Here is a 25,747-nt window from a genome sequence, read left to right on the forward strand (position 1 = left end):
CACTGACTGACATAAGTGACGCGGTCGCGCCGGCGACCGCGTTTTTTAGTATTTTGAAACGGATAAGGATCGGTAATGGCCCTGTATGAACCGGTGTCGCAGCTTACGCGCCGCCGCATAATTTTTCCGCTCTCACTGGTACTGTTTGAATTCGCTACCTATATCGCGCATGACATGATCCAGCCCGGTATGCTGCTGGTCACAGAAGAGTTTGGAGCCGGGCCTGAATGGGTCTCCGCCTCACTGACCGCCTACCTTATCGGCGGCATGATGCTGCAGTGGCTGCTGGGGCCGCTTTCCGATCGTATCGGACGGCGTCCGGTATTGCTCAGCGGCGTAGCCTTTTTTATGCTGACCTGCATTGCCACCCACTGGGTTCAGAGCATTGAGCAGTTTGTGCTGCTGCGTTTTCTGCAGGGGGTCAGTCTCTGTTTCATCGGCTCGGTAGGCTATGCCGCTATTCAGGAAGCGTTCAGTGAAGCGCTGAGCATAAAGATCATGGCGCTGATGGCAAACGTCGCTCTGCTGGCCCCCCTGGCGGGACCGCTGGCCGGCGCCGCTTTTCTGACCGTCAGCGACTGGCGTACCCTGTTCTGGCTGTTCGGCGGGGTGACGGCGCTGGCCCTGCTGGGTTTGTGGCGCACCATGCCGGAAACCGCAGGCGATCGTACCCGCTCGATTTCACTCAGCGCGCTGGGCAGAGGCTACTATCAGCTGCTGCGCGATCGCCAGGTTATGCGCGGTTCACTGGCAATCGGCCTGGTGACTATTCCCTGTCTCGCCTGGGTAGCGCTGTCGCCGGTTATTCTGATGCATGATGCCGGTCTCAGCCGTATGGATTATGCGCTGCTGCAGCTGCCGGTGTTTCTGGCGATGATCGCGGGGAATGTTACGCTGGGTCGCCTCAGCAGCCGGCTGCCGATCCAGCGACCGCTGCAGCTGGGAGCCTGGCCGGTGGTCGCCGGTCTGGCGCTGGCGGCCGTAGCGACCATGGCCGATCGGCACAGCTATTTATGGCTGACCGCTGGCCTGAGCCTGTATGGCTTTGGCACCGGGCTGGTTAATGCCGGACTTTATCGTATGACGCTGTTTTCCAGTCAGGCGGGCAAGGGCAGCGTGGCAGCGATGGTGGGCATGGTGACCATTCTGATTTTCGCACTCGGCATTGAAGCCGCAAAATACGCCTATTTCAGTTTTTACAGTACCGGTTTTAGCCTGATTAATCTGATCTGCGGATTGCTCTGGCTGGGGCTGATCCGCGCATTCCTGCGTGAAAACCGGCGGCGGCAGCTGACTCTGCAGCAGGCCTGAGCCTCACCTCTGACGCGAGCTGCGGCTCGCTTTCCAGCCATTCCTCACTTTTCAGCTGGTTTCAGGCAGAAATTTTACCGCATACACATCTTGAAATGTTCCCGTCAAAAAGATAATAATTCTCATTAATATTAGCATTACCATTGCCTCTGGCGTCCATCGGCTCTCCGGCTGTACCGGAGAGAACTGCGTGTTTTTAAGGGAATTAACCATGCGAGTGCCTTTTACTCTGAAGCGTTCTGTACTGCTTTGCTCCGTCGCGTTAACTGCATCACCGCTGCTTTATGCGGCTGAAACCCTGGTTGTCACCGCTCAGCCGGCTGAAACGGCCACCACTCCCACCTCAGGCTATACGGCAAAAACCAGCCAGGGCGCGACTAAAACCGATCGCCCGCTGGTTACCACCGGGCAGGCAGTATCAGTGGTTACGCGTCAGCAGATGGAAGATCAGGGCGCGATGAACGTTAATCAGGCGCTGAATTACACCGCGGGTGCCTTTACAAACTTCGCCGGTGCGGCGTCGCGTTACGACACCGTTTCGCTGCGCGGCTTCCACGGTGGCGATGTTGATAATGTTTTTCTGGATGGCCTGCGGCTGATGAGCGATCCCGGCAGCTATAACGTGCTGCAGGTTGATCCCTGGTTCCTTGAGCGCATTGATGTGATTAAAGGCCCTTCTTCTGCCCTGTATGGTCAGACGGTGCCGGGCGGGCTGGTGATGGAGACGTCAAAACGTCCGCAGTTCCGGCAGGAAGGGCATTTCCGTCTCTCGGCGGGTAACAACAATACCAGCTCAGCCGCGTTTGACTACACCGATGCGCTGAACGATCAGCTGGCGTTCCGCCTTACCGGTATTACCCGCAACAGCGATACGCAGTACGATCACACGCGGGAAGAGAAATATGCGATTTCACCCTCGCTGCTCTGGCAGCCGTCGGAAGATACTTCGCTGCTGCTGCGCGCGTATCTGCAGAAAGATCCCTCAGGCGGCTACCACAGCGCGGTGCCGGGTGAGGGCAGCATCACCGAACACAACGGCTATAAGCTAAGCAACGGTTTCTACGACGGGCAGAGTTCACTCGACCAGTTCAAGCGCCGCGAGCAGATCTACAGCGCCGAATTTGCGCACCGCTTTAATGACACCTGGGCGTTCCGCTCTAATGCCAGCTACTCTCACTCAAACGTCGATCTCGATCAGGTGTATCAAATCGGCTGGACAGGGAATAATTCGGATCTGCTGAACCGCTACTACTCCGGTTCGCGTTCATCGCTGAAAGCGTACGCCATTGATAATCAGCTGGAGGCGGATTTTGCCACCGGCGCGGTAGAGCATAAAGTGGTGCTGGGCGCGGAGTATCACCAGTATAAAAACGATCTGCATGATGCAAGCGGTAACGCCAGCCAGCTGAATGCGCGGACCGGCGCCTCCGTGGGCGCCAACGACGTGTACACCTTCGAGCGCTCGCAGCGCTACTACTATCAGACCGGCGTTTATCTGCAGGATGAGATGCTCTGGGATAAGTGGCATCTTGATCTGTCGGGTCGCTACGATCGCATTGTGTCGCAGACCGAGAACTACGATCAGGCAACCAAAAACCGGCGTCAGGATGACCACGTGGGCGGGCGTGCAGCACTGCTTTATGCCTTCGATAACGGCATCTCACCTTATGTGAGTTACAGCCAGGCTATTACGCCGCAGTCGCTCTCGGGCCAGAACGGCAACCTGCTGAAACCCACTACCGCTGAGCAGTATGAAGCGGGCGTGAAATACCAGCCGCCGGGTACATCCGATCTCTACACCGCTGCGGTATACGATCTTACGCAGAAAGATGTCGGCAACCGTATCGTGCAGGGATCTTACTTTGTTCCTGCCGGTAAGGTGCATTCGCAGGGGCTGGAGCTGGAAGCGCACACTCAGCTGACGCCGCGCCTCAGCACCATCGCCAACTACACGCTCAGCCACGTGCGGTATAAAGATTCAGTGGATGGTAATGATGGCCATACGCCGTATGTTACCCCCAACGCTATGGCTTCGCTCTGGAGTAAATATCAGTTTGACTACGGCCTGAGCGTGGGTGCCGGCGTGCGCTATATCGGCAAGCAGTGGGCTGACAATGAAAACACCCGCCGGCTGCCTTCGGTTACCCTGTTTGACGCCTCGGTACGCGCCGATCTCGGTGCCTGGAACAGTCAGCTGAAAGGCGCTTATGTCCAGGTCAATGCCAATAACCTTACCGATCGCGAATATGTCTCCGCCTGTTACGGTACAGGCTACTGCTACTGGGGCGCCGAGCGCTCAATTGTGGCGACCGTGGGTTACGATTTCTGATCTAATCACATTCTGCCGGCGTTCCGGCTGACGCAGGCCAAAAATAAAGCCCGTAAGCTTTTCATCCGCTTACGGGCTTTTGTCTGCGCAGAGCCGATTAAAAGCTTTCCCAGCTGGCGTCGGCCGTGGCGACAGGTTTGGGTTTAACCATTGATGGTGCGAGGGCAGGCTTCGGTGCAACCCGCGCCGCATTTTCCTGTTCTGCTGACAAACGGAAGATAGCCACGGTTTTCTCCAGTTCAATCGCCTGAGATTCCAGCGAACTCGCGGCGGCCGAGGACTCTTCAACCAGAGCAGCATTCTGCTGAGTAGTGGTATCCATTTCCGACATCGCCTGCGCAATCTGCGAAATGCCCCGGTTTTGTTCGTCAGACGCGGCCGCAATCTCACCCATAATGTCGCGGACCTGCGTCACCGACTGCACAATATCGTTCATTGTGGTGCCGGCGCGATCCACCAGCGCGGAGCCGTCGTTAACGCGATCCAGTGATTCACGGATCAGCGTCTCAATCTCTTTTGCCGCCACGGAGCTGCGCTGCGCCAGATTCCTGACCTCGCCCGCCACCACCGCAAAGCCGCGTCCCTGTTCTCCGGCCCGCGCCGCCTCAACCGCCGCGTTCAGCGCCAGGATATTGGTCTGGAACGAGATGCTGTTAATGACATTGATGATTTCACCAATTTTACCGGAGCTCTGGCTGATGCCGCTCATGGTGGTGATCACGTCACGGATAATCTCGCCGCCGCGGCCCGCATTGCCGGAAGCGTCGGTCGCCAGCTGGCTGGCGTGATGGGCGTTTTCAGCATTCTGCTTCACGGTTGAGGTCAGCTGTTCCATACTCGCGGCAGTCTGCACCACGGCGGCACTCTGCTGTTCGGTACGGGACGAGAGATCGGTATTTCCGGCAGCAATCTCTGCGGAGGCGCGCGCCACGCTGCTGACGCCACTGCGCACGTTAGCAATAATGGTCTGCAGGCTATGGTTCATGGTGTCGACCGCCTGCATCAGCTGGCCCAGTTCGTCACCCCGGGTGGTATTCAGTGAGATGGTCAGATCGCCGGCGGCAATACGCTGTGCCGCGCTGAGCGTTTCACGCAGCGGGTGGGTAATGTTGCGCGTAATGCGCCAGGCAATCAGCAGGCTCAGCACCACACAGATCAGGGCAGCAATAGCGATACGCCACTCGGCGCCTTTAATAAACGAGGCAGAAAGCTGCGACTGATAACTGAACATCTCAGCCACGCCTGCGTTCAGTCGTTCCGCCGCTGCTGTCAGGCTCGTGGATTCGCTTTTTTCGGTGCTGAAGGCGTTCATATACGGTATCAGGGCGGGGCGCTGCTGATTAATGGTGGCCAGCACAGCCTGGGTTGCGGTCGTGATATCTCCCTGATTAAAACTCCCGAGCAGCTCGGTAAGGGTGGTGATGGTAATAAATTTATCCGTGATGGCATCTCTGCTGGTTTCACCCGGATTTTTCAGGAAGTTCTCTTCAATATTCGCGGTATCGTAGAGCGTGGCGGTGAGCTGCATAACCGGCGGCGCGGTCTCTGGCGTCAGGCCGCGGTTCAGCGATTCCAGCTGATGCGCCAGCTTGATCAGCGTGGCGGGCGTAATTGCACTGAAGGTGCCGGTGGTCTCTTTGGCGGCAGCGACAAATTTTTCGCGCTGGTCCCGATAGCTGCGCATTAGTTCGCCCAGCTGATTCACTTTCTGCAGACCCTCTGCGTCCCAGCTGAACGTACCCAGACGCTGGTAAAGTGAAGCGAGTTCTTTCAGCGCTTCAACGTTCCGCACGGCAAACTGCTCATCTTTTGTGTACTGATACAGGGTGCGATTCAGCCGCGCTTTGCTGAGCGTATTCACCATCTCAACCGTGACTGTACGCCGGGCTGAGTTATCTTTAATACTGCGAAAACAATCAAATGCTATAACAGTTATTGCCAGTGAGGCGGCAATCACAATAATAAAACCGGCTCCCAGTTTCTTTCCGATTTTAATATTTGAGAGGGAGTGAGCAAGGCCCATAACATTCACCTTTAGTGAGATATTGAAATGCTGGCCAGAGCCGTGCGGACTTCATGCTCTGCCGTCAATTTACTATCGTCACGGCTAACGGAAGCTTGATAGCTATTTTTAGCGTTGCTGTAATTATTTAGTTAGCGGGGTAGTATTTTATGAAGTGATTATAATTTTTTTACATTCAACGTTTTATAAGAATAAAAATATTGATCCAGAACAATACGAACCCGTTAAAAATAGTACTGCAGTCGATAAACAGATCATCTCCGGGAAAGAAAGAGGCAGCCCCTGAATAAAGCGGGCGCTGCCTGAGCAGGGCACGGTCAGAAGGGACCCCAGTCGATAGCCACACCAATCAGCAGCATCACTACACAGATCACAAACCAGATGGCGATGACCGGGGCAACAAAGCGCAGCCACTGACCGAAAGAGACGCCAGCTGTAGCCAGAACCGCCATCAGCACGCCGGAGGTCGGGCTCATACAGTTAACGATCCCTTCACCCAGCAGCACCGACTGCACCATTACCTGACGCGTCAGGCCAAGGTTATCGCCCAGCGGTGAGAAAATCGGGATCAAAAGCGCAGACTCCCCTGAACCGGATGAGATACCAAAGTGGATCAGCGCTGCGCTGATAAACATGCCAATGGTGGCCAGCCAGGCGGGCACCGGCTCCAGCAGGCCGGAAAGAAACCCGACAATGGGGTCGAGTACATTACCCTGCTGCAGCACCAGCGAAATAGCGGCTGCCATACCCACGATAAACGCCCCTTTAACCAGCGTGGCGCAGCCTGCCAGAAAGGTATTGGCAATGTCCGATCCGGACAGGCGGCCCAGCAGCCCGACCACTATGGTCAGCAGAATAAACATCGCTGACATCTCACGGGTGCCCCAGTGATAGCGCACCGTACCGGCAATAAAGAGCAGCAGCGCCAGCGCTGTTGTCGCCAGAATCAGCTTATGGCGCCCGGTCACCGGTGCACTACTCTCTGCTTCGGCACGCATCGCTGGCCGGTACTCACCGTTTTTACGCGCCCGGCGCACCGCGTGGATCAGGTAAAGCGCGGCGCTGACCACAAACAGCAGGCAGGTCAGGGCGCGCAGCAGCATGCCGGAGAACAGCGGCAGCTGCGCCAGATGCTGTGTCAGCCCGGTGGTGGCCGGATTTAAAATGGCAACATTGTAGCCAGCGGCGCAGGTCAGGTAGACCAGTGAGGCCCCAAGCATAGGGGAGAGTCCGAGTGAACGCCCCACCAGCAGTCCGATTGGCACAAAGGCGACCACCGCATTAACAACCACGCCGGTGGTGCCCAGCAGGTAGAAAATCGCGGCGAAAATAATGATGATGCGCGTATCGCTCAGCGTGCTGCTGCGCGACAGCGCCTGCAGAGCGGTGGCTATCGCACCGGTTTTCTCAATCACCGCCAGTACGCCGCCGGTAAACAGGATCAGAAAGATAATCGGTGCCTGTTTGACCATGCCTGCGGCAATCGCCATAAAGATCTCCAGCGGCAGCACGCCACTCTGCGGCACCGCATGCAGACTCTCTTTGACGGCAAACTTAATGCCGTCACGCGTTTCATAATCGTAGACGCCTGCCGGGATAAGCCAGGTCGACACGGCGGCCAGCACCAGAATAATGAACAGCAGCAGGTAGGGGCTGAGGCCCTCCCGCTGGCGCACAGCGGTGTCCGGTTTTTCCAGCGGTATCTGTGTCATGGCGTCTCTCCGCTCAGCAGGCCAGCCAGCAGCGCGGTACGCTGCACCACCTCCGCGACAATAATATGCTCATGACGTGCATGGATCCCGGCACCGGTGGCCCCCAGTCCATCCAGCGTGGGCAGCCCGAGCGCCGCGGTAAAGTTGCCGTCGCTGCCGCCGCCAACGGAGGCACCCTCCAGCGTCAGTCCCAGCTGATGACCAATGTGCACCGCGCGGGTAAACAAGGCGCGTGATGCCGCGCTCTGGCGCATAGGCGGACGGCTTTGTTCACCGCTGATGTGCAGGGTCACACGCGGATCGTGCGACTGTAGCTGCATGATCGCCGCATGCAGGCGCGCCGCTTCCTCTTCTGAGGTGACGCGCGTATCCACTTCAAGACGGGCGCGATCCGCCACAACGTTCGCCCGGCTGCCGCCGCTGGCAACGCCGACGTTGACCGTAGTGCCACGGTCAGGCGCGTTAAGCGCGTGCAGCGCCAGGATCTGCTGCGCCATCTCCTGAACCGCGCTGGCGCCTTCTTCCGGATTATTGCCGGCGTGCGCGGCCAGGCCGGTCAGCGTAAGGTCATAGCGGCCGGTGCCTTTGCGGGCAACCTTCAGCGCGCCGCTGCCGGCCACTGCGGGCTCCACAACAAAGACCTGCGCGGAGCCCTGCGCATGCGTTTCAATCCACTGCTGTGAGCTGGGGCTGCCCAGCTCTTCATCACTGTTGCAGAGAAACACCACCTGCTGCCAGCCGGGCAGGTTAAGCTGCTGCAGCGCGCGTACCGCCCAAATCGCCTGTACCAGTCCCGCTTTCATATCAAGAATGCCGGGACCGTATAAGCGTCCCGCTTCTTCACGCAGCGTAAGTTCACCTCTATCCCAGACGGTATCGAAATGACCAATAATGGTGCTCTGCGGCGTTTGTCCGCCCAGCGAAAATTTCAGGTGATTGCCGTAGTGCTGCTGCGGTGTTATTTCAGCCCGTACGTTGAGACGCTGCTGAAACAGCTGCTGCAGCACCTCACCGCAGGCGTCGACGGCAGACTTATCGTCAGAGGGTGATTCAGCCGCTACCAGTTTTTTAATATCCGCCAGAATGTCTGCGGCGTGCTGTTCCAGATAAAGGGCGATCGCTTTCATTTTATATTTTTCCTGTCTGTCGGGTTTGCACTGGCAGTATGCGCAGAAAAAACACGGTAGAAAAATAAGCCGCGCTGGCTATTATTGTTGCTCTCAGGTCAACAGATAAGCGCAAAGTATGACGTTATCCAGCTATCCGGAAAAATCGATAAGCTACTTATATGAGGTCGGGATGCATGGCGGTATTCGCCGCGCTGCAGACGCACTGGGGGTAAACGCTTCTGCGATTAGCCGCCAGCTGGCGCAGCTTGAGCGCGCACTGCAGCTGCCGCTGCTGGAACGACGTGGCAGAAATGTCGTTCTGACCGACGCCGGTAAACTGCTGGCAGAGGATTATGCGCTGACCAGCCAGCGCCGCCGGCAGCTGGAGCGGCAGCTGCAGGATATGCGTCATATGCGCGGTGGCAGCGTCACGCTGCGCGTGGGCCAGGGAATGGCGGATGAAGTGATCCGCCATGTTATAGCCGAGTTTTCGCAGGCTTATCCGGCGGTGTTCGTCAATATTCAGTCGGGAGATATGCAAACCACGCTGACGCTGCTGGCCAAAGGGGAGGTGGATATGGCGGTCAGTTTTGGCCCCTCAGGTCCGCCCGGACTGCGCTGTAACAGCTTCAGGCGCGGCCCTATCTGCGCGGTCGTCCCGCCCTCGCATCCCCTGGCCACCCTGGAGAAGGTGACATTGTCACAGCTGGCCGCGCATCGTCTTATTGGTATGGATGAACAGTTTGGATTGCAGCGCTACCTCAATGCCATGTTCAGGAGTGAAGGACTGATTTTTACGCCTGCCTGCAGCTGTAACCTGTTTACCAGCGCAATTTCACTGGCGCTGGCCGGGCAGGGCGTGGCGTTTATGACGCCGCAAACGCTGAAAAGTATTCTCGATCACGATCGGCTGGTTGCAGTGCCGCTTGATCATCGCATCGCGCGCGACAGCCAGTGTCAGCTGCTGCACAGCGCCGATCACCGCATGACGCCTGCTGCACACTATCTCTGGCGGCTGCTGAACAGCTATTTTGCGCGCTCTGCTGACGGGTTACCGGCATAAAAAAAGCCGGACAGTGTCCGGCTTGCAGGTTCAGGGCTGCCCGCGATTACAGCGCCATATCCTGTTTAGCAGATTCTTCACGCGGCTTCGCCTGCATCGGCGCGGCCTGCGGCTCGCTCATAGTAATGACCGGTGGTTTGGTCAGCTGCAGTACAGAAGCGGTGTTATCCCATACCTGCTGCGTCAGCGCGGTATTACCATTCAGCTTCTGGCCAAAGCTCGGAACGATAGAACGGATTTTTTCCTGCCACTCCGGTGAAGCAAACTGCTGCGGGAACAGCGATTTCATCACGTTCAGGGTGATAGGCGCAGCGGTTGACGCACCCGGTGACGCACCCAGCAGGGCCGCAACGGTTTTCTGCTGATCGGTAACAATTTCTGTACCGAGTTTCAGCACGCCGCCTTTATCCGCATCTTTCTTGATGATCTGTACGCGCTGACCCGCCTGAATCAGTTTCCAGTCCTCTTTGTGCGCGTTCGGATAGTACTCTTTCAGCGCGGCAAAGCGATCATCATCCGTCAGCATGACCTGACCAATCAGATATTTCACCAGGTCAAAGTTATCGATACCCACGTGCGTCATCGGCATAACGTTGCTGGTGGTGGTTGCGCTCAGCAGATCAAACAGCGAACCATTTTTCAGGTACTTGGTTGAGAAGGTCGCGAACGGCCCGAACAGCACCACTTTTTTACCGTCGAGGTTACGCGCATCGATATGCGGAACCGACATCGGCGGTGCGCCCACGGAAGCCTGACCATACACTTTCTGCAGGTGACGGCTGGTGATCGCCGGGTTTTCGGTCATCAGGAATGAGCCGCCTACCGGGAAGCCGCCGTAGTTGTCCGCTTCCGGAATGCCGGTTTTCTGCAGCAGCTTGATGGCCGCGCCGCCGGCACCGATAAAGACATATTTCGCATCAACGCTGCGATCTTTACCGCTCTTCACATCTTTAATCGTGACGTGCCAGGAGTTATCACCGTTACGTTTGAAGTCGGTGACTTCAGACGAGGTCTCCAGCGTGAAGTTCTGATCTTTTTTCAGGCTGCCGATCAGCTGACGGGTAATTTCACCGTAGTTGACGTCAGTACCGACCGGCGTCCAGGTCGCAGCAACTTTCTGCGCCGGATCGCGGCCTTCCATCACCAGCGGTGCCCACTGCTCAATCTGCTTGTGATCGGTTGAGAATTTCATGCCCTGGAACAGGGTAGTTTTCTGCAGCGCCGCATAGCGTTTAGTCAGATACTCAACGTTTTTATCACCCCAGACGAAGCTCATATGTGGCGTAGAATTGATGAAGGAACGCGGGTCGTGCAGCACACCGCGCTCAACCTGGCTGGTCAGGAACTGGCGGGTGATCATGAATGACTCATTGATTTCCAGCGCTTTGCTAACGTCGATTGAACCGTCTGCACGCTCTGGCGTGTAGTTCAGCTCCATGTTAGCAGAGTGACCGGTACCGGCATTGTTCCAGCCATTGGACGATTCCATCGCCACGCCGTCAAGACGCTCAACCATCAGCTGTTTCCAGCCCGGTTGCAGCTCCTGCAGCCAGGTGCCCAGAGAGGCACTCATGATCCCGCCGCCAATCAGCAGCACGTCGGTTTTTTCTGGTGCATTTTCAGCGTGAACCGCTGAAGAAACAAGCAGTGCGGTCAGCGAAAGCGCGGACACAATTTTTTTGGTCTGATTCATGCCAGTCCTGTTCTATATTCAGTGCAGATGAACGTTAAAAATTCGGATGGCAAATTAAAATATTGTTACGGAAAGATTAACCTGTTTTTAGTTATTTAAGTATTTACACCGGTTAATTAAGTTACATAACAATATTCAGGCTAAATAAGCAGCAAATAAGGCGGGAAGAGTAGGGTAAATATCAGCAGGATAACCGCTTCTGTTGCGCGGTTATTCTTTATAACCACAGGGTGAACGTAAAGCAAATAAAACTGCGGGTAATTTGCGTCAGGCGCCCGCCAGTTATTCAGCAGGCGCAGAGACGTCAGCGTTAGCCATTCAGCGCAATGTCATCACCGATATGATAGAGCGTTGCTTTCGCTGCCAGTACCGGATGCCCGTCATGTGCCGGTTCATGCGATTCCACATCGCTGATGTGATATCCCGCTGCGCCTGCTGCCAGCGTCTTTTTGACCACCGCATCGGTTAACTCATCCATTGAGGTTGCCCAGCTTACGCTGGTCACGCTGGTAGGGCGCAGTGAAGCGATCTGCTGGGGTGTCAGATCGGCACGAACCAGTACCGGCTGGACATCCTGCGGAGTGAAGATTGAGATAACATCATTGATTAACGCTTTCATAAGCCTGCTCCTGAGATAATTGCACGATGGGGATCCGTTATGCATTTTTCTGCCCGGTTTAAAAAAGCGCGGGCGACAAGGTGACTAAACACCCTGCCGCGCCGTCTGGTTTAGCTTTAATTGCTAATATCTTGTTAAGAAAAGTTCTGCCACAACTTTGTCACTTCAGCAGTAACCTGGTTGCATCTGCTTACAGGTTTACGCCGCATGCTAATGCGTTCACGGGTTAAAACTCGCGCTGTCCACCCAGCTCAATGACGCGGTTTGGCGGAATATGAAACTGTTCATGCGCCCGCAGCGCGTTACGCTGGCAAAAGTGAAAGATACCGCCGCGCAGGCGCGCCAGACCATGACGCTGCTTCATCACCAGCGTATCGTGGGAGGTGAAAAACGACGCTTCATTAACCGAGCAGCCAAAACCCTCCAGTCCGCACAGATGCAGGATCTCTGTCATCGACGGCGTTTCACGCCAGCCATAGGCCGCAGTCACCTGCCAGAAGGAAGCAGAGAGCGGCGTCAGCGTAATACGCTGCTGATTATGCACGCGCGGCGTATCGATAGTGCGGATATGCAGCAGCACAACGCGCCGGTGCAGCACGCGGTTATGCTTAAGGTTATGCAGCAGCGCCTGCGGGATCTCAAACTCTTTACGCGCCAGAAACACGGCGGTACCCTCCACGCGGCTGGGCGGGCTTTTTTCCAGCGAGCTGACCAGCGCCAGCAGGCTGGCCTGACTGCTGTCGAGGCGCCGGATCAGCCGGTTGCGTTCGCTGCTCCAGGTCAGCATCAGCGCCATCATGGTCAGCGCCAGCAGCGCCGGGATCCAGCCGCCGGAGAGCAGCTTCATCAGGTTGGCGATAAACAGCGGCACATCAATACTCAGCATGATGAGTAAGAACAGCCCGGCCAGCGGCAGCGGCCAGTGCCAGTTGCGCCGCGCCACCACACCTGCCAGTCCGGCGGTGATCACCATCGTTCCGGTTACGACAATGCCATAAGCAGAGGAGAGCGCCGACGACTCACGGAAGGTTATTACTATCAGCATCACTGCGGTAAACAGCAGCCAGTTCACTACCGGAATGTAGATCTGACCTGACTCGGTATGCGACGTGAAGATAATGCGCATCGGCGGCAGAAAACCCTGCCGTATCGCCTGATGCGTCAGCGTATAGACACCCGAGATAACTGCCTGCGCGGCGATAACCGTTGCCAGCGTAGAGAGCACGATCAGCGGGATTTGCCCCCACGCCGGTGCCAGCAGATAAAAGGGATTGCTGAGCGCGGTGCTATCCGCAATGACCAGTGCGCCCTGACCAAAATAGTTGATTACCAGCGCGGGCATGGCGACAACCAGCCAGGCGAGGCGGATAGGGGTTTTACCCAGATGCCCCATGTCAGCATAGAGCGCCTCGGCACCGGTGACGGCCAGCACTACCATGCCAAGCGCCGCCAGCGCCAGCGCAGGGTGGCTGAGCAGAAAACCGAGCGCATAGTGCGGGCTCAGCGCCTGGAGCACCTGCGGATGAAGCAAAATGCCGCGCACCCCGAGCAGCGCAATGGCGGCAAACCAGATAAACATCACCGGCCCGAATATGCGGCTGACCTTGTCGGTGCCCTGACGCTGAATGACAAACAGCAGCGTCAGAATAACCAGCGCCAGCGGTACAATAAACGGTTTCAGCGCCGGTGAGATGACCTCTATGCCCTCAATGGCGGAAAGCACCGAAATCGCCGGGGTGATCACGCCGTCGCCATAAAAGAACGCGCCGCCAATCAGGCCCGCCAGTATGACAACGTGTCCCGCTTTGCTGCTGACGCCGCGTCGGGCCAGCGCCATCAGCGTCAGGATGCCCCCCTCTCCGTCATCATCCGCGCGCATAACGAAACAGACATACTTCAGCGTAACGATCAACGTCAGCGCCCAGAAGATCAGCGATAAAAAGCCCATGACGGCAGCCGGTGAGACACTGCCGTCGGGCAGAATCGACAGACACTCTTTCAGGGTATAAAGCGGGCTGGTGCCGATATCACCAAAGACGATACCGGCAGCGGCCAGCATGCCGGCAGGCAGCGAGGCTTTGTGCGGGTGTTTCATGGGGTTCCTGCTCAGGTTAACAGAAGGGCGCTATATCTCTTCAGCGCCGGAGTAATACCGGCGAAGATAGCGGTTTTCTGCACAGGCAGGGAGAGGGTGGCGACTATTCACACACCATTTTTACGCCGTGAGCGCAAATTTTTACGCGATTTTTATACCGCTGCGCGTTTATCAGCCAGAAAAACAGGCTTCAGACTGCGTCAGCCTGAAGCGCTGGCGGAGCACGTCATCTCTTTTATTACAACAGGTGCCGGAGCGTGCTTACACGGGACGGACTGTCCGGCGTCCCGTATATAGGGCTGGTTCAGAACTCCCAGCGCACGCCAGCGTTGTAGCGCCATCCTTTAGCGCCGTTACCCTCGATCGCTTTACGGTAATCGGCTTCAGCATAGAGCGAAACGTCGTTGTGCAGCGTTACCGTGCCGCCTGCACCCGCTTCCCACATCTGGCCAACATGCCCGCTGGTAAACGTGGCCCCCAGCGCCGGATTATCTGCAGCAGCGACCGAGGTAGTGGCTGCGCCGCCCCAGCCTTTGTAATAATTTGCGCGCAGATAAGGCGTATACTGGCGATGATTGTCATCACTCCAGGTGCGATTGAGACGCGCACCCAGCCGGCCAATCGTCTGGTCATAATCACCGTAGCGAACCTTGCTGCCATCCTTATCGGTGAAGTCATTCATGTTAAGCTGCATATACAGCAGCTGCGCCTGCGGTTCCAGCTGATAGCCGTCACCCAGCGTAAACGGATAGCCGCTCTCCAGTGAGGCAGTCCAGCCGCGTCCTTTCAGCTTCGCCACCTGTTTTTGCCGCGCGATATCGGTTTCACCGCGGTGCCAGTCAAATGACAGCACGCCATCCAGATAGAAGCCGTTATCACGCTGCCAGGTGCTGTAGAGCGCCAGGCTATCACTGTCAAAAGTGGTGCTGCTATAGCCATCTGCCGCTTTGGGGCGCAGACGCGTATTGCCACGCGTATATGCCACGCCGCCGCGCAGGGAGTCGCTTGCGCCATCAAGCCGCAGCACATTGCCACCCAGCTGCACCGCACTGTAATTGAGATCAAAATCATAACCATAATCACGGAAGCTGCGATCGCTCTGGTATTTCAGGTTTGAGCCGATATAGCGCAGAAACATCTCGCCGCCATTGCCGTCAGCGCGCTGCTGTCCGTGGCGCAGCTCACCCAGACGTTTATGCAGGTCATCGATAATGCCGGTGGTGTAATAGGCGAGGCCGGTGGGCGCCGATACATAAGCAGGCACCTGTGGTACCACGGCCGGACGTGCGTTATAAGCTTGCTCGCTGCCAAAAGCATCGGTAATCAGCGCAGGCTGGCAGCTGCTGCTGTTCTCGCACACAAGATAGTTTGCCAGGCGATAATCCCAGTAGTTATTCCCGCTGCCGCTGACCAGGCGTTGCGCCGGATCGCTGCTGCCCGGCGCGAAAGTATACAACCGATACTGCCACGGCCCGGCCCCAAGATAGCCGTCCGCCAGTGCAAAACTGCCGGCAGCCGCGTTACCGCCCACCTGCGCCAGCGAAATACCTTCATTGCCCTCTACGCCACCGTTGCGATTAAGATCGGTCAGCGTACCGCTGCTGGCAGCATCCGGCTGTACATTCAGCAGCGTGGTGCCGCTGGCATTGCCGGTTACGCTGATGCGATCGGTAAACTGGTTACTCAGCGCACCACCCCGGTTCAGTCGGGTGATCAGGTTCGCCTGACCCCCCGCAGACGCCAGCGATCCGTTGATCGCCAGCGTATTACCCGGTGAACCAGCGCCGTTAGTAAGATCCAGCGTGCCGCTGTTATTAACCACCAGCGACCCTGCCGTACCGCCTGCCAGCAGCGGGTGTACATTGTTACCCGCATATAAGGTGGACGCCTTATCAATATTAATTGTGCTGCGCGCCAGCTGCAGATTATCGGTCAGCGTCCAGCGCGTATCTGCAAAGTTGATCGTGCTCCAGCCCGTGCCAAGGTTTACCCCTTTGCGGCGATCGTCGGCGCTAAAGCTACCGCCACGCCCGTCAATCTGGCTGAATGTCAGGCTGTTACCGCTTCCGCTGCCGCTGGTGAGATGGTAAGTGGTGCTGAGACTGACGCCGCTGATGTCCGCCAGGTTGTTGTTACCATTGCCCATCGTCAGACTGCCGTTAAGCCTGCCGCCGCTCCAGCGAAACGTGTCGGACCCGCCGCCGGGATTGATATCGCCGCGCACGTCGCCTTCTGTCAGCAAGATGACGTCGTCGGCGTTGCTGCCGGCAACTGCCTGAGTTTGTGGCGTGTCGGTAATAATGGTGCCGACGTTTTCAAACACCGTTTTCCCCCCGCGGAGATCCACTACCGGCGCGCGCAGGCTGGCAGAGCGGAGCGTCCCGGTATTCACAATGGTGCCGGCCGTACCGGAGATCAGCGCCGATCCGCCAGCGGGATCATCAATGTTTACGCTGGCAGCGGTGAAAATATCACCCGTGGTATTGGCACGAATACCGCTACCGCCTGCGCCGCTGACGTTAAACACGTAGCCTGGACCCAGCGTCAGATCGCCGCGCGTAGTGCTGCCGTCGGCGTTAGCAATGTTAAGGCCGTTGCCGCTACCCCTGACGTTTGCCGTAACGGTGGAGGCGGGATCGAATGCCACACCGGTGCGAATGCCGCTGCCGTTGCCGACGTTAAGCGTCAGGTTGCTGAGGCTGACATTGCTGAGTTCTGCACGGTTCTCAATGCCGTTGCCGCTGCCGGAGACATTGATGCTGGCATCTGCGGCACTGAGTGCCGCGGCGCCCTGGTCAAGTAAAATCCCGTGTGCAGTGCCGCGCGCGGTAATCGCTGTAGTGCGACCGTTCAGCGCCAGCCGGGCGCCCTCGCTGATACGTACGCCAGCCACGCCGTTTTCAACATTGATGACGCCGCCCTGCGCCAGCGTGCTGCCGCGGCCGGAAACATCCAGACCGGTGCCGCTGGTCACTGTTACCACACCGTTATTGGTTAACGTACTGCCGGCACGGGAGCGGATGCCGATGCTGTTATTTCCGGTCAGACTAAGCGCACCGTTGTTGATCAGGGTCGCGCCGTTGGTAATGTCGACGCCGGTAGCGCCGCTGCCGGCCCCACGGATGCTGGCGTTGCTGGTTACCCGGGTCGCGGCAGCGCTGCCATCCAGCGCATTACTGAGGTCGCTGCGCATCGTGTTCACCAGGATGCCGACGGCATTATTACCGCTCAGGTTAAGCGTGCTGCTGCTGTCCAGCGTGGCTGCCGCACCCCCTTCAACGCGAACCGCCGTGCTGCCCGTGCCGCTGGCGGTAAAACTGGCGTTAGTGCTGTTCAGGCTGCTGCCATTACCGGAAACAATGACGCCGGTGGCGTTTGCCGCACTGGCGGTGAGCGTACTGGCGGCGCTGAAACCGAGCGCAGCACCGTCGTCAATGCGGTAGCCGGTGGAGCCCGCAGTCGTGATGTCCAGCGTACGACTTGCCGAACTGATACGGGAGCCGCTACCCGCTGCGCGGTAAGCGATCTGATTGCTGTTATTGAAAACCGGCGTTGATCCCGCAGCGATATTAACCTGCGCACCGCTGAGCGCTTCGGCACCCATTGCACCAATACCATTAAGAGTAAGCGTGCCGGCGTCAAGATTTGCGACAGCCTGTGCGCCACTGGCCGTTACGCCGCGCGTACGGTTACGGATGCTGCCGCCATTTACCTCAATGTTACCGCTGTTGCTGACGGTGGTGGCAAAGGGGCTGCCCACGCTGTTGACCACAATGCCGCTGCCGCCTTCGCTGATACTGATATTGCCGCTGTTGCTGCCGCTGGCACCGCTCTCCACGCGTATCCCTGTGGTGCTGGCGCCGCTGAACGTGATATTGCCACTGTTGGTGAGCCGGGCGCGATTACGCGCCAGATAGCCTGTAATAGTGTCCTGCGCTGAATCCAGCTCTGCCGCTGAAATCAGCCGGGTGCCGGCAACCGGAGCGCGGCTGCTGGCACCGGTCAGCGTATGTTTTTGTCCGTCGGCGATCGCCCCGATAGCATTGCTGCCGATGAGATTGATGGTGGTTGCGGCATCGATATTGCCCAGGGCACCGCCTTCGATGTTTACGCCAGCCGCACCGCTACCGCTGACGTTCAGCGTGGCATTGCGGGTGTTAACCGTGGTGCCATCAGCGCCGGTGCCGTTGATCGCCACGCTTCCCGCGCCGGAAGCAGTGAGCGTGGTATCTGAACCATCAAAACCGGCGCCCTGTTCGATACGAAACAGGGTGGAATTACGGGTGGTGACGTCAAAAGCATTATTATCCGCTACGTTGATCAGCGCATTCGGACCATAGGCAAAGAAGCCGATTTGCTGGCTGCCGGTGCTGAATACCGGGATCGCATCCTGCGTAACATTAATGGTGGCATTACCGCGTGCGTGTACGCCTATCGCCCCGTTGCCTGTCAGATTGATGCGACCATCCACGCTGGCCAGTACTGTGCCGCTACCCTGTCCCTCTGCCCATACGCCAAAATTGCGTGTGCCGCTGGCGGGATCGGCACCGCCCGCCACATTGATTGTGCCGGCAGAGCTTGCCGCCGCCGTACTGCCATTGCCAGCCAGTACTTTAAGGCCGGTGCCGTTAACCCCGTTGAGATTGATGGTGCCACGATTCTCCAGCGTGCCGCTGCTGTTGCTGACCAGCATGCCGGTGTTTTCGCGCGGCACGCGCGCCGCGCTGCCGTTAATATCAATGGTGCCGCTGTTGATGAGCGTGGCGTTGTTCGCGCCGCTGACTGACATGCCGGCCGCATTCTGCACGCGTGAACCGAGCACGATGCGGCCTTCACTGATCGCGCTGCCGTTCGCCAGCACGGCAATACCGCTGGTCAGACCGCTCTGATTCATCGCGGTTTCCGCTACGTTATCGCTCAGGCTGTTTTGCGGGCCGCGTCCGATGTAAAGGGTGCCCGCACTGGTGTTGGTAAAGCGGCTGCTATCGGCTGTGAGCAGAACGCCAGAGGTGGTGCCGCGTGCGGCGGAACCATTAACGCCAACGTTAATATTCCCGCTGTTACTCGCCTGCGCGCTGGCATCCAGCCGGATACCTGCCACGCCACTGGTCAGATTGCTGCCGGTGGTGCCGAGGTTCAGCACGCCATTATTGATAAAGTTGCCGTTGTTTTGCACCGTGACCGCCGTCGCGTTGCTGCTGGCCGCGCCCACGCCGGTGCCGTCGATCCGGTTAAGAAAGCCGCCGTTGATGACTCCGCTGCTGCTGTTAGTCGCGCTGGCATCGTCCAGCGCGAGCGCCGTACCCCGGCTGGCCAGTTTGCCATCCACGGTGGCGCTGGCACCGGACGCAACCCGCACGGCACCGCCGTTCGCGCCGGTCGCCTCCAGCGTTTTGTCTGCGGCAATAGTAATTTGTGAGCCAATACCCTCAGCGTTGATCACGACACGGTTACCCAGGGGCTGCGTGACCTCATCCGGCGGCGTGGCGCTGACGCTGTAAACTATTTCCTCATCGGTGAGGGTAACGGCTTTGTTAAATTCGCTAAGGTAACGGGCGGTGGCGAGGTTGCCACTCTGCAGCTGACTCACCAGCCAGGTGTTGTAGCGCTGCAGCTGGCTGGCATTGGTTACGCTAAAAGAGGTGGTTTTGCCATCCAGCGTTTGTACGCTGAAGCTGCCAGTGTAAGTGGCGAGGTTTTGCACGCTCAGACTGTCAGTTGCGCCACCACCGCCGACCTCTGCCGCTGAACCGGTGAATGCGACACGGTTGTTGCTGTTCCAGTTAATGACCCCGCCATTACTCGCCTGAAACAGCGTGGTGCTTTTTGCCGCCATGGTCCAGGCATTGGTACTGGCACTGCTGCTGGCAGTGAGTTGCCCGATGCTGACATCCAGCACGCTGCCGCTGCCGGTCACATCCGCTACGCGCGCGTTGATATATTGATTGTTATTCACGTTTTGCAGATCCGGCACCACGGTACTGCTGCTAACGGGCGTCTGTGCTACAAGGCTGGCTGAATCAAACACCTGAAAGGTCGTATTGCCGCCGGTGGTGAGATCCGGCACGGTAATGGCAACGTTTTGCGGGCCGGTATCCAGTCTCGCCCGATCGATAAACGCTGCACCGGAGACAATGTTTACCTGCCCGAGCGTGGTATTTGTTGCGCCATCAGTGCCTGCTTCAAACGCCTGATTACCGGTCAGGGTCTGACTGCCGCTGTTAACAATCAGCGCGCCGGTTTGTTGATCGTTGTTGCGGGGATTGTAAGGAGTGAGCGTAACGGCCTGGCTGGCAAGTGGAACAGAGAGCGCGGTCTGTACAGCCACGATCCCTAACGCAATGGGATTCAGGGTGAATCGCATACATCCTCCGGTAAAAGTGTACCCGGCGACACAACGCGATCACCGTGTTAAGTGGATGAGAACTCACAGTCTGGGATAGTTTTAAATGTAAAATAAGGGTGCGTGGTTGTGACAAGAGAAGTCAGGAATGGCCACACTTAAGTCAAACTTAGCGGGTTTTACAGCAGTTGTGAATCGGATAACGAAAGTTACAATCGTAAATATTTAGCCAAATAAAAAAACAGAGAGGTTGATAATTAAGCGCGATAACCCTGCTGTTGATATTGTTAACCGGCCAGCACGCTGTTTCAGCTGCAGTTTAATTTCTGCACTCAATTAAAGCCTGGAACGGCTGTAAGTCATTGGTATCAATTTATGCGGCAGAGATGATTGCGGATAAATGTGAAATGATGCACAACGCCGGTAATACATTTTTATGCTTAAATCCGGAAAATCTGCAGCGGTAACCCGAACAGGTTGCCGCTGCAGACATAACGGATGGACCGGGTAATTGCGCATGCCGCTGCACCTCCGGCACACCCGGTCACTGTCCGGAGCGTGCAGGACGCTTACCAGCCTTTGATAATATCGCCTTTGTAGATCTCGTTGGCTTTGTCCAGCACCGGCTGCGAGCGGAATGCCTCTTTCAGCTTTTGCACGTTCGCGCTCTCTTTATTATCTTCACGTGCCACGATGGCATTCACGTAAGGTGATGCTTTACCTTCCATAAACATGCCGTCGCGTGACGCGGAGAGGTTCACCAGCGCCGCAAAATTATTATTAATAATCGAAAGATAAACCTGCGGATCGTCCAGCGTACGCGCCAGCTGCGGTGTATCCACCTCAACAAACTTCAGCTTTTTCGGATTGGCGGTGATATCCAGCGTGGTGGGCAGCAGACCCGCTTCAGGTTTAACCGTGATCAGCCCCTGCGCCTGCAGCAGCAGCAGGCTGCGACCCAGCGTGGTGGCTTCATTTGACAGGGTGATCGTCGCGCCATCCGGCAGTTCATTCAAACTTTTGATTTTGCGGGAATAGCCGGCAATCGGAAACACAAAGGTATTGGTGATGACGGCAAATTTATACCCGCGCTCTTTTGACTGCATCTCAAGGTAGGGCAGGCTCTGGAAGGCATTTGCATCCACATCTTTATTGTAAAGAGCTTCGTTGGGCTGCACGTAATCGTTAAACGCAATCACCTCAACGTCCAGCTTATATTTGTCATGCGCGACCTGCTTCACTGTCTGCCAGAGCTGTTCATCCGGCCCACTGTTAATCGCAACTTTGATTTTTTCGTCGTTATTGTTATCGCAGGCGCTCAGCAGCGTCACAGAAGCGGCCAGCAGCGCGGTCAGTAAACGTTTTTTCATGTTTGCAGCATCCTTATTCTTGTCAGCCCCGGACTATAATATACGTCCAGACGTCTGTACATCCATATTGGGCAGGGCGCTTATGCTTTTACAGCATAACTTATGCTCTACTTCAGGCAGCTGAGATAGCGCTGCGCAGAGCGCGCCACGATCGCATCGGCATCCTGCAGAATTTCGCGTCCGTCAAAAGCGCCGTAGAGCTGCGTGAAACTGCGATCCCGTAACGGCTGCATCATGTTGCGCACCGCCTGTGCGGAGAGCGGCAGCATGTTGGGATAGCTCCACATAAACGAGACGGCATCCGCGCCTGGCGTTACCTGCAAAATATCGCCACTCAGCATTACCCCCGAATCACGCTGCCAGTGCAGCACCGTGCCACCGGCAAAATGGCCGCCAAGACGCAGCAGCGTGATGCCTGGCAGCAGGGCATGCTCCTCCTCCTGCCATAAACGGATCCACGGGCTGTCGCGCATAATCCACGCTTTGTCGCTGGCGTGCAGCCAGATCGGTGCGCTGAATGCGGCGGCCCAGTCCTGCATAGTGGTGTAGTAGTGGGGATGAGAGATGGCTATCGCCTGCAATCCTCCCAGCGCGCGGATCAGCGTTTCCGTGGCGTCATCCAGATGGGCGATGCAGTCCCAGAGAATATTGCCGTGCGGAGTGCAAAGCAGAAAGGCGCGCTGATTGATGCCAAATGCCGGCAGACTCTGCAGTGAAAGCAGGCCGGGCAGATGCTGCTGCCACCGGTTGGTGTGCGCGGCGCGCAAATCAGTCTGCGTTATCCACCGCTGTCCGCCTGGCGGAATAAACTGGCGTTCATCTTCGCAGATGGGGCAGTGCCGGGGGGCCGGCGCGGCATAAGAGGTGCCGCAGGCAGTACAGAGCGTAATCATGGTTTCTCCTCATCAGCTGACGGGATAAGGATAGCTACTCTGTTGCAGGCTGCAGCTGATAGACCCAGGCGGTGATCTGCTCACCCCGATCGGTGGTCACAGCGACCGGCACGCGATCATAGCCCTCTTCAAATGCATCGAGCATTGGCCAGTGCACGTCGAGATGGGGCGAGAAAAACAGATAGCCGGGTACGCGCGCGCCATCCTGGCACAGCACCACGCCAGGAAAGTCAGCGGCCGCGCCCCAGCCGCGCGCGTAATAGGTGCCATTAACGCTGCCGGCCAGCCACTCGCCACCTATCTGCTCCAGAATATGAGCATTATCGTGCCCGGGCTGCAGCGTGCCGTAGACAAACAGAGGTTTCATATCACTCCTGTGAGGGTTGCGTTTACGATCCCGCTATTGTGACGCAGCGAACCGGGACGGTAAATGTTACGGGCGGGAAAATTCCGGGCCGATTAGACGAAACGCCAAATGTGACATTTACTCATAGGGAGATTCAGATCCCTGCCAGTAAAAAAGGGACATTACAACGGAGCAATTCATGTATCACCTTGATGTGCAGGTTCTCGAAACCGCGCAGCACTGGGCAGAAGCACATCCGGTATGGCTTTGTACCGTACTGAGCACTTTTGGTTCTTCACCGCGGCCGCCGGGCGCCATGATGGCGATCCGCGCCGACGGGCATTTTTGCGGTTCGCTCTCCGGCGGCTGTGTGGAGGAGGATTTCCGCCAGCGAATTGCGGAAAACGCCTTCAGAGAGGCGAGTGCCGTGGTGCGCTACGGTGACGGCGGGCTGACGCCCGATCGGGCACTGCCGTGCGGCGGCGTGCTGGATATTCTGGTAGAAAAGCTGCCGCAGGGCGCGGCATCCATTCACTATCTGCGTCAGATGCACGATGCGCTGGTACGGGCCGAAGCCATCAGTAAAACGCTGCAGCTACCGCACGCCTGCGCCGGCGTGGAGACGCTGCCCTATACGCAGCAGACTGCCGCGCAGATCGCAGGCGACCGGGTTACGCTGACGCTCTCTGCGCCGCCGCGTCTGATTATCGCCGGTCTCTCCAGCGTAGGCGTTTACTGCGCCAACTTTGCGCAGGCGCTGGGGTTTGAGACGCTGGTCTGCGAGCATCGCGATGAGGTGCTGGAAAATATGGGCGCGGACTTACAGACAGGCGTGCGGATCATACGCTGTTTTCCGGCCCGCTATCTGGAACGGGAAGGGTGCCACAATGCAACGGCAATCCTGTCCCTGACCCACGATCCGCGCATTGATGACCTGACGATGATGGAGGCCGTGCTGCTGCCGGCATTTTATCTCGGCGCGATGGGATCGAAGCGCAACAGCAGCCGGCGGCTATCGCGTCTGGCGGAGATAGCCGGGCTGACGTCTGAGCAGCTGGCGCGCATTCACGCGCCGGTCGGGCTGGATATTGGCAGCAAAACACCGGCTGAAATCGCGCTATCAATTATGGCGGACATTGTGCGCCACAAAAACGGTCTCGCAGCGCGCCGTTAATCCCGTTCCGGAAGCCATAGCCCGTTGCGCTATGGCTTTTTTACGGTAATCCCCCACAAAGTTTGTTCTTTTTTTTGACAACGCCTTCCGAAATGCCCTCAGCGTCTAGACTTAGCGGGTGCGCACTCTACTACGACATCTTAAACGCGCATCCCGATCGATTCTTTCACTATTGGAAATGAGCTATGTCAGAAAACATACAACTGCATCTCGAGGTCAATGGGCAGCCCATTGAACTCAGCGTAGACCCGCGCGTGACGCTGCTGGACGCGCTGCGTGAACACCTGACGCTGACCGGTACAAAAAAGGGCTGTGACCAGGGCCAGTGTGGCGCCTGCACCGTTCATATTAATGGCAAGCGGGTTCTGAGCTGCCTGACGCTGGCCGTTCAGGCTAACGGACAGCAGGTCACTACTATTGAGGGACTGGCGCGTCCTGATGGCACGCTTCATCCGGTTCAGGCGCGTTTTCTGGAACATGATGCTTTCCAGTGCGGCTACTGCACGCCGGGACAGATCATGTCTGCCGCCGCCTGCATTGCGGAGGGGCATGCCGGTTCTGCCGATGAGATCCGTGAATATATGAGCGGTAATCTTTGTCGCTGCGGAGCTTACCCTAATATCGTCGACGCCATTCAGCAGGCCGCCGCCGATCTCAGTTCGGAGGCGCGATGAATCCGTTTGACTACCTTGCGGCGAGCAGCCCGGAACAGGCGCTGCAGCAGAAGAAGGATGCCAGCAGCCGGTTTCTGGCGGGTGGCACCACGCAGATAGATTTAATGAAATGCGACGTTGAGCAGCCGGCCGCGCTGGTGGATATCAGCGGCCTGCAGGAGATGCGTGAAATTGCGTTCAGCCATGACAGCCTGCGTATCGGCGCGCTGACGCGCATGAGCGAACTGGAGCATCATGCAGAGTGTCAGCGTGATGCGCCGGCGATTTATCACAGTCTGTGGCAGGCGGCGTCGCCGCAGCTGCGGAACATGGCTACGATTGGCGGCAATCTGCTGCAGCGTACCCGCTGCGTTTATTTCCGCGATCCGCATACGTTCAGCGCCTGTAACAAGCGCAATCCGGGATCGGGCTGTGCCGCGCTCGAGGGCATCAACGGCAACCACGCTATTCTGGGTACCAGTGACAGCTGTATTGCGGTTTATCCGGGCGACCTGGCTGTTGCACTGACCGCTTTTGATGCCGTGGTCATCGTGCGCAATGCTGCGCAGCGCGAGCGTCGCATTCCGATTGACCAGTTCTATCTCCTGCCCGGTGATACGCCCCATCTGGAGCACGATCTCGCCAGCGATGAAATGATCATCGCGGTGGAACTGCCGCTTACCGCCGCGCTGAAACATTCGCATTACCTGAAGGTGCGCGATCGCAGCTCGTATGAATTTGCGGCTGCCAGCGCCGCCGTTGGCATTGAGCTGGAGGGTGACCGGATCCGCGACGTGCGCATTGCCGTGGGCGGCGTGGCGACGAAGCCCTGGCGGGCACAGCAGGTGGAAGGGGCGCTGCGCGGACAGCTATTTGATGAACAAACGCTGCGTCGTGCCGCAGAGCGTATTGTGCAGGATGCGAAAACCCTGCCGCAGAATCAGCATAAAAAAGTGCTGACACCGCGCGTGATTGCACGTGCACTACTTCAGGCTGGCGGCAAGGCGTAACCGG

Annotated in this window: 16 protein-coding genes; 6 read left to right on the forward strand and 10 right to left on the reverse strand. The window is 57.5% G+C overall.

The window, feature by feature from the left end:
- Positions 1-75 precede the first annotated feature (75 nt).
- The gene (locus tag SB719_RS05145; protein WP_292968682.1) at positions 76-1,311 is read left to right on the forward strand and encodes an MFS transporter; all 1,236 of its coding nucleotides are present in this window, start codon (positions 76-78) and stop codon (positions 1,309-1,311) included.
- Positions 1,312-1,522: 211 nt separating this feature from the next.
- Positions 1,523-3,640, forward strand: a complete 2,118-nt coding sequence (locus SB719_RS05150) for a TonB-dependent siderophore receptor (RefSeq protein ID WP_292968683.1) — start codon at positions 1,523-1,525, stop codon at positions 3,638-3,640.
- Between the two features lie 97 nt (positions 3,641-3,737).
- Here SB719_RS05150 and SB719_RS05155 read toward each other — a convergent pair whose 3' ends face one another.
- The 3 genes from SB719_RS05155 to SB719_RS05165 all read right to left on the reverse strand — a co-directional run bounded on the left by SB719_RS05155 (position 3,738) and on the right by SB719_RS05165 (position 8,502).
- Complete coding sequence (locus SB719_RS05155) at positions 3,738-5,663, reverse strand: methyl-accepting chemotaxis protein (protein WP_292968685.1); 1,926 nt, start codon at positions 5,661-5,663, stop codon at positions 3,738-3,740.
- Positions 5,664-5,980: 317 nt separating this feature from the next.
- On the reverse strand, positions 5,981-7,375 hold the full coding sequence (locus SB719_RS05160) for a YfcC family protein (protein WP_412158985.1): 1,395 nt from the start codon (positions 7,373-7,375) through the stop codon (positions 5,981-5,983).
- On the reverse strand, positions 7,372-8,502 hold the full coding sequence (locus SB719_RS05165) for a M20 family metallopeptidase (protein WP_314687465.1): 1,131 nt from the start codon (positions 8,500-8,502) through the stop codon (positions 7,372-7,374). The genes SB719_RS05160 and SB719_RS05165 overlap by 4 nt, the downstream gene beginning before the upstream one ends.
- Positions 8,503-8,620: 118 nt before the next feature.
- On the opposite strand from SB719_RS05165, the gene SB719_RS05170 reads away from it, so the two are divergent.
- Entirely contained in the window at positions 8,621-9,547 is a 927-nt protein-coding gene (locus tag SB719_RS05170; protein WP_065647405.1) for a LysR family transcriptional regulator, read from the forward strand.
- A 46-nt stretch (positions 9,548-9,593) separates the two neighbouring features.
- Here SB719_RS05170 and mqo read toward each other — a convergent pair whose 3' ends face one another.
- The 7 genes from mqo to SB719_RS05205 all read right to left on the reverse strand — a co-directional run bounded on the left by mqo (position 9,594) and on the right by SB719_RS05205 (position 22,927).
- The gene (mqo, locus tag SB719_RS05175) at positions 9,594-11,240 is read right to left on the reverse strand and encodes a malate dehydrogenase (quinone) (RefSeq protein WP_412158986.1); all 1,647 of its coding nucleotides are present in this window, start codon (positions 11,238-11,240) and stop codon (positions 9,594-9,596) included.
- 310 nt (positions 11,241-11,550) lie between these two features.
- Positions 11,551-11,859 carry a DUF1471 domain-containing protein gene (locus SB719_RS05180; protein ID WP_065647403.1) on the reverse strand — a complete coding sequence of 103 codons (309 nt, stop codon included), beginning with the start codon at positions 11,857-11,859 and terminating at the stop codon, positions 11,551-11,553.
- A 226-nt stretch (positions 11,860-12,085) separates the two neighbouring features.
- A complete protein-coding gene (gene kup, locus SB719_RS05185; protein WP_412158987.1) occupies positions 12,086-13,954 on the reverse strand; it encodes a low affinity potassium transporter Kup in 1,869 nt (622 codons plus the stop codon).
- Positions 13,955-14,258: 304 nt separating this feature from the next.
- Complete coding sequence (locus tag SB719_RS05190; protein WP_412158988.1) at positions 14,259-20,318, reverse strand: autotransporter outer membrane beta-barrel domain-containing protein; 6,060 nt, start codon at positions 20,316-20,318, stop codon at positions 14,259-14,261.
- A 548-nt stretch (positions 20,319-20,866) separates the two neighbouring features.
- Positions 20,867-21,667, reverse strand: a complete 801-nt coding sequence (locus SB719_RS05195) for a MetQ/NlpA family ABC transporter substrate-binding protein (RefSeq protein ID WP_304231586.1) — start codon at positions 21,665-21,667, stop codon at positions 20,867-20,869.
- A 107-nt stretch (positions 21,668-21,774) separates the two neighbouring features.
- Positions 21,775-22,560 (reverse strand): MBL fold metallo-hydrolase, encoded by a 786-nt coding sequence (locus SB719_RS05200; protein ID WP_304231585.1) that lies wholly within the window; start codon positions 22,558-22,560, stop codon positions 21,775-21,777.
- A gap of 34 nt (positions 22,561-22,594) precedes the next feature.
- Positions 22,595-22,927 (reverse strand): gamma-glutamylcyclotransferase family protein, encoded by a 333-nt coding sequence (locus SB719_RS05205; RefSeq protein ID WP_292968698.1) that lies wholly within the window; start codon positions 22,925-22,927, stop codon positions 22,595-22,597.
- Between the two features lie 178 nt (positions 22,928-23,105).
- Here SB719_RS05205 and SB719_RS05210 point away from each other — a divergent pair, with 178 nt between their 5' ends.
- The 3 genes from SB719_RS05210 (at position 23,106) to SB719_RS05220 (ending at position 25,743) form a co-directional block, all read left to right on the forward strand.
- Positions 23,106-24,080, forward strand: coding sequence for an XdhC family protein (locus tag SB719_RS05210; RefSeq protein WP_065647397.1), 975 nt, complete (start codon positions 23,106-23,108; stop codon positions 24,078-24,080).
- Positions 24,081-24,265: 185 nt separating this feature from the next.
- A complete protein-coding gene (locus tag SB719_RS05215) occupies positions 24,266-24,754 on the forward strand; it encodes a (2Fe-2S)-binding protein (protein ID WP_071668343.1) in 489 nt (162 codons plus the stop codon).
- Positions 24,751-25,743 carry an FAD binding domain-containing protein gene (locus SB719_RS05220; RefSeq protein ID WP_293005580.1) on the forward strand — a complete coding sequence of 331 codons (993 nt, stop codon included), beginning with the start codon at positions 24,751-24,753 and terminating at the stop codon, positions 25,741-25,743. Before SB719_RS05215 ends, SB719_RS05220 begins: the two co-directional genes overlap by 4 nt.
- The last annotated feature ends 4 nt before the right edge of the window (positions 25,744-25,747 follow it).

It is taken from the genome of Pantoea sp. SIMBA_079, from assembly GCF_046940275.1.
Classification (GTDB): Bacteria; Pseudomonadota; Gammaproteobacteria; order Enterobacterales; family Enterobacteriaceae; genus Pantoea; species Pantoea borealis.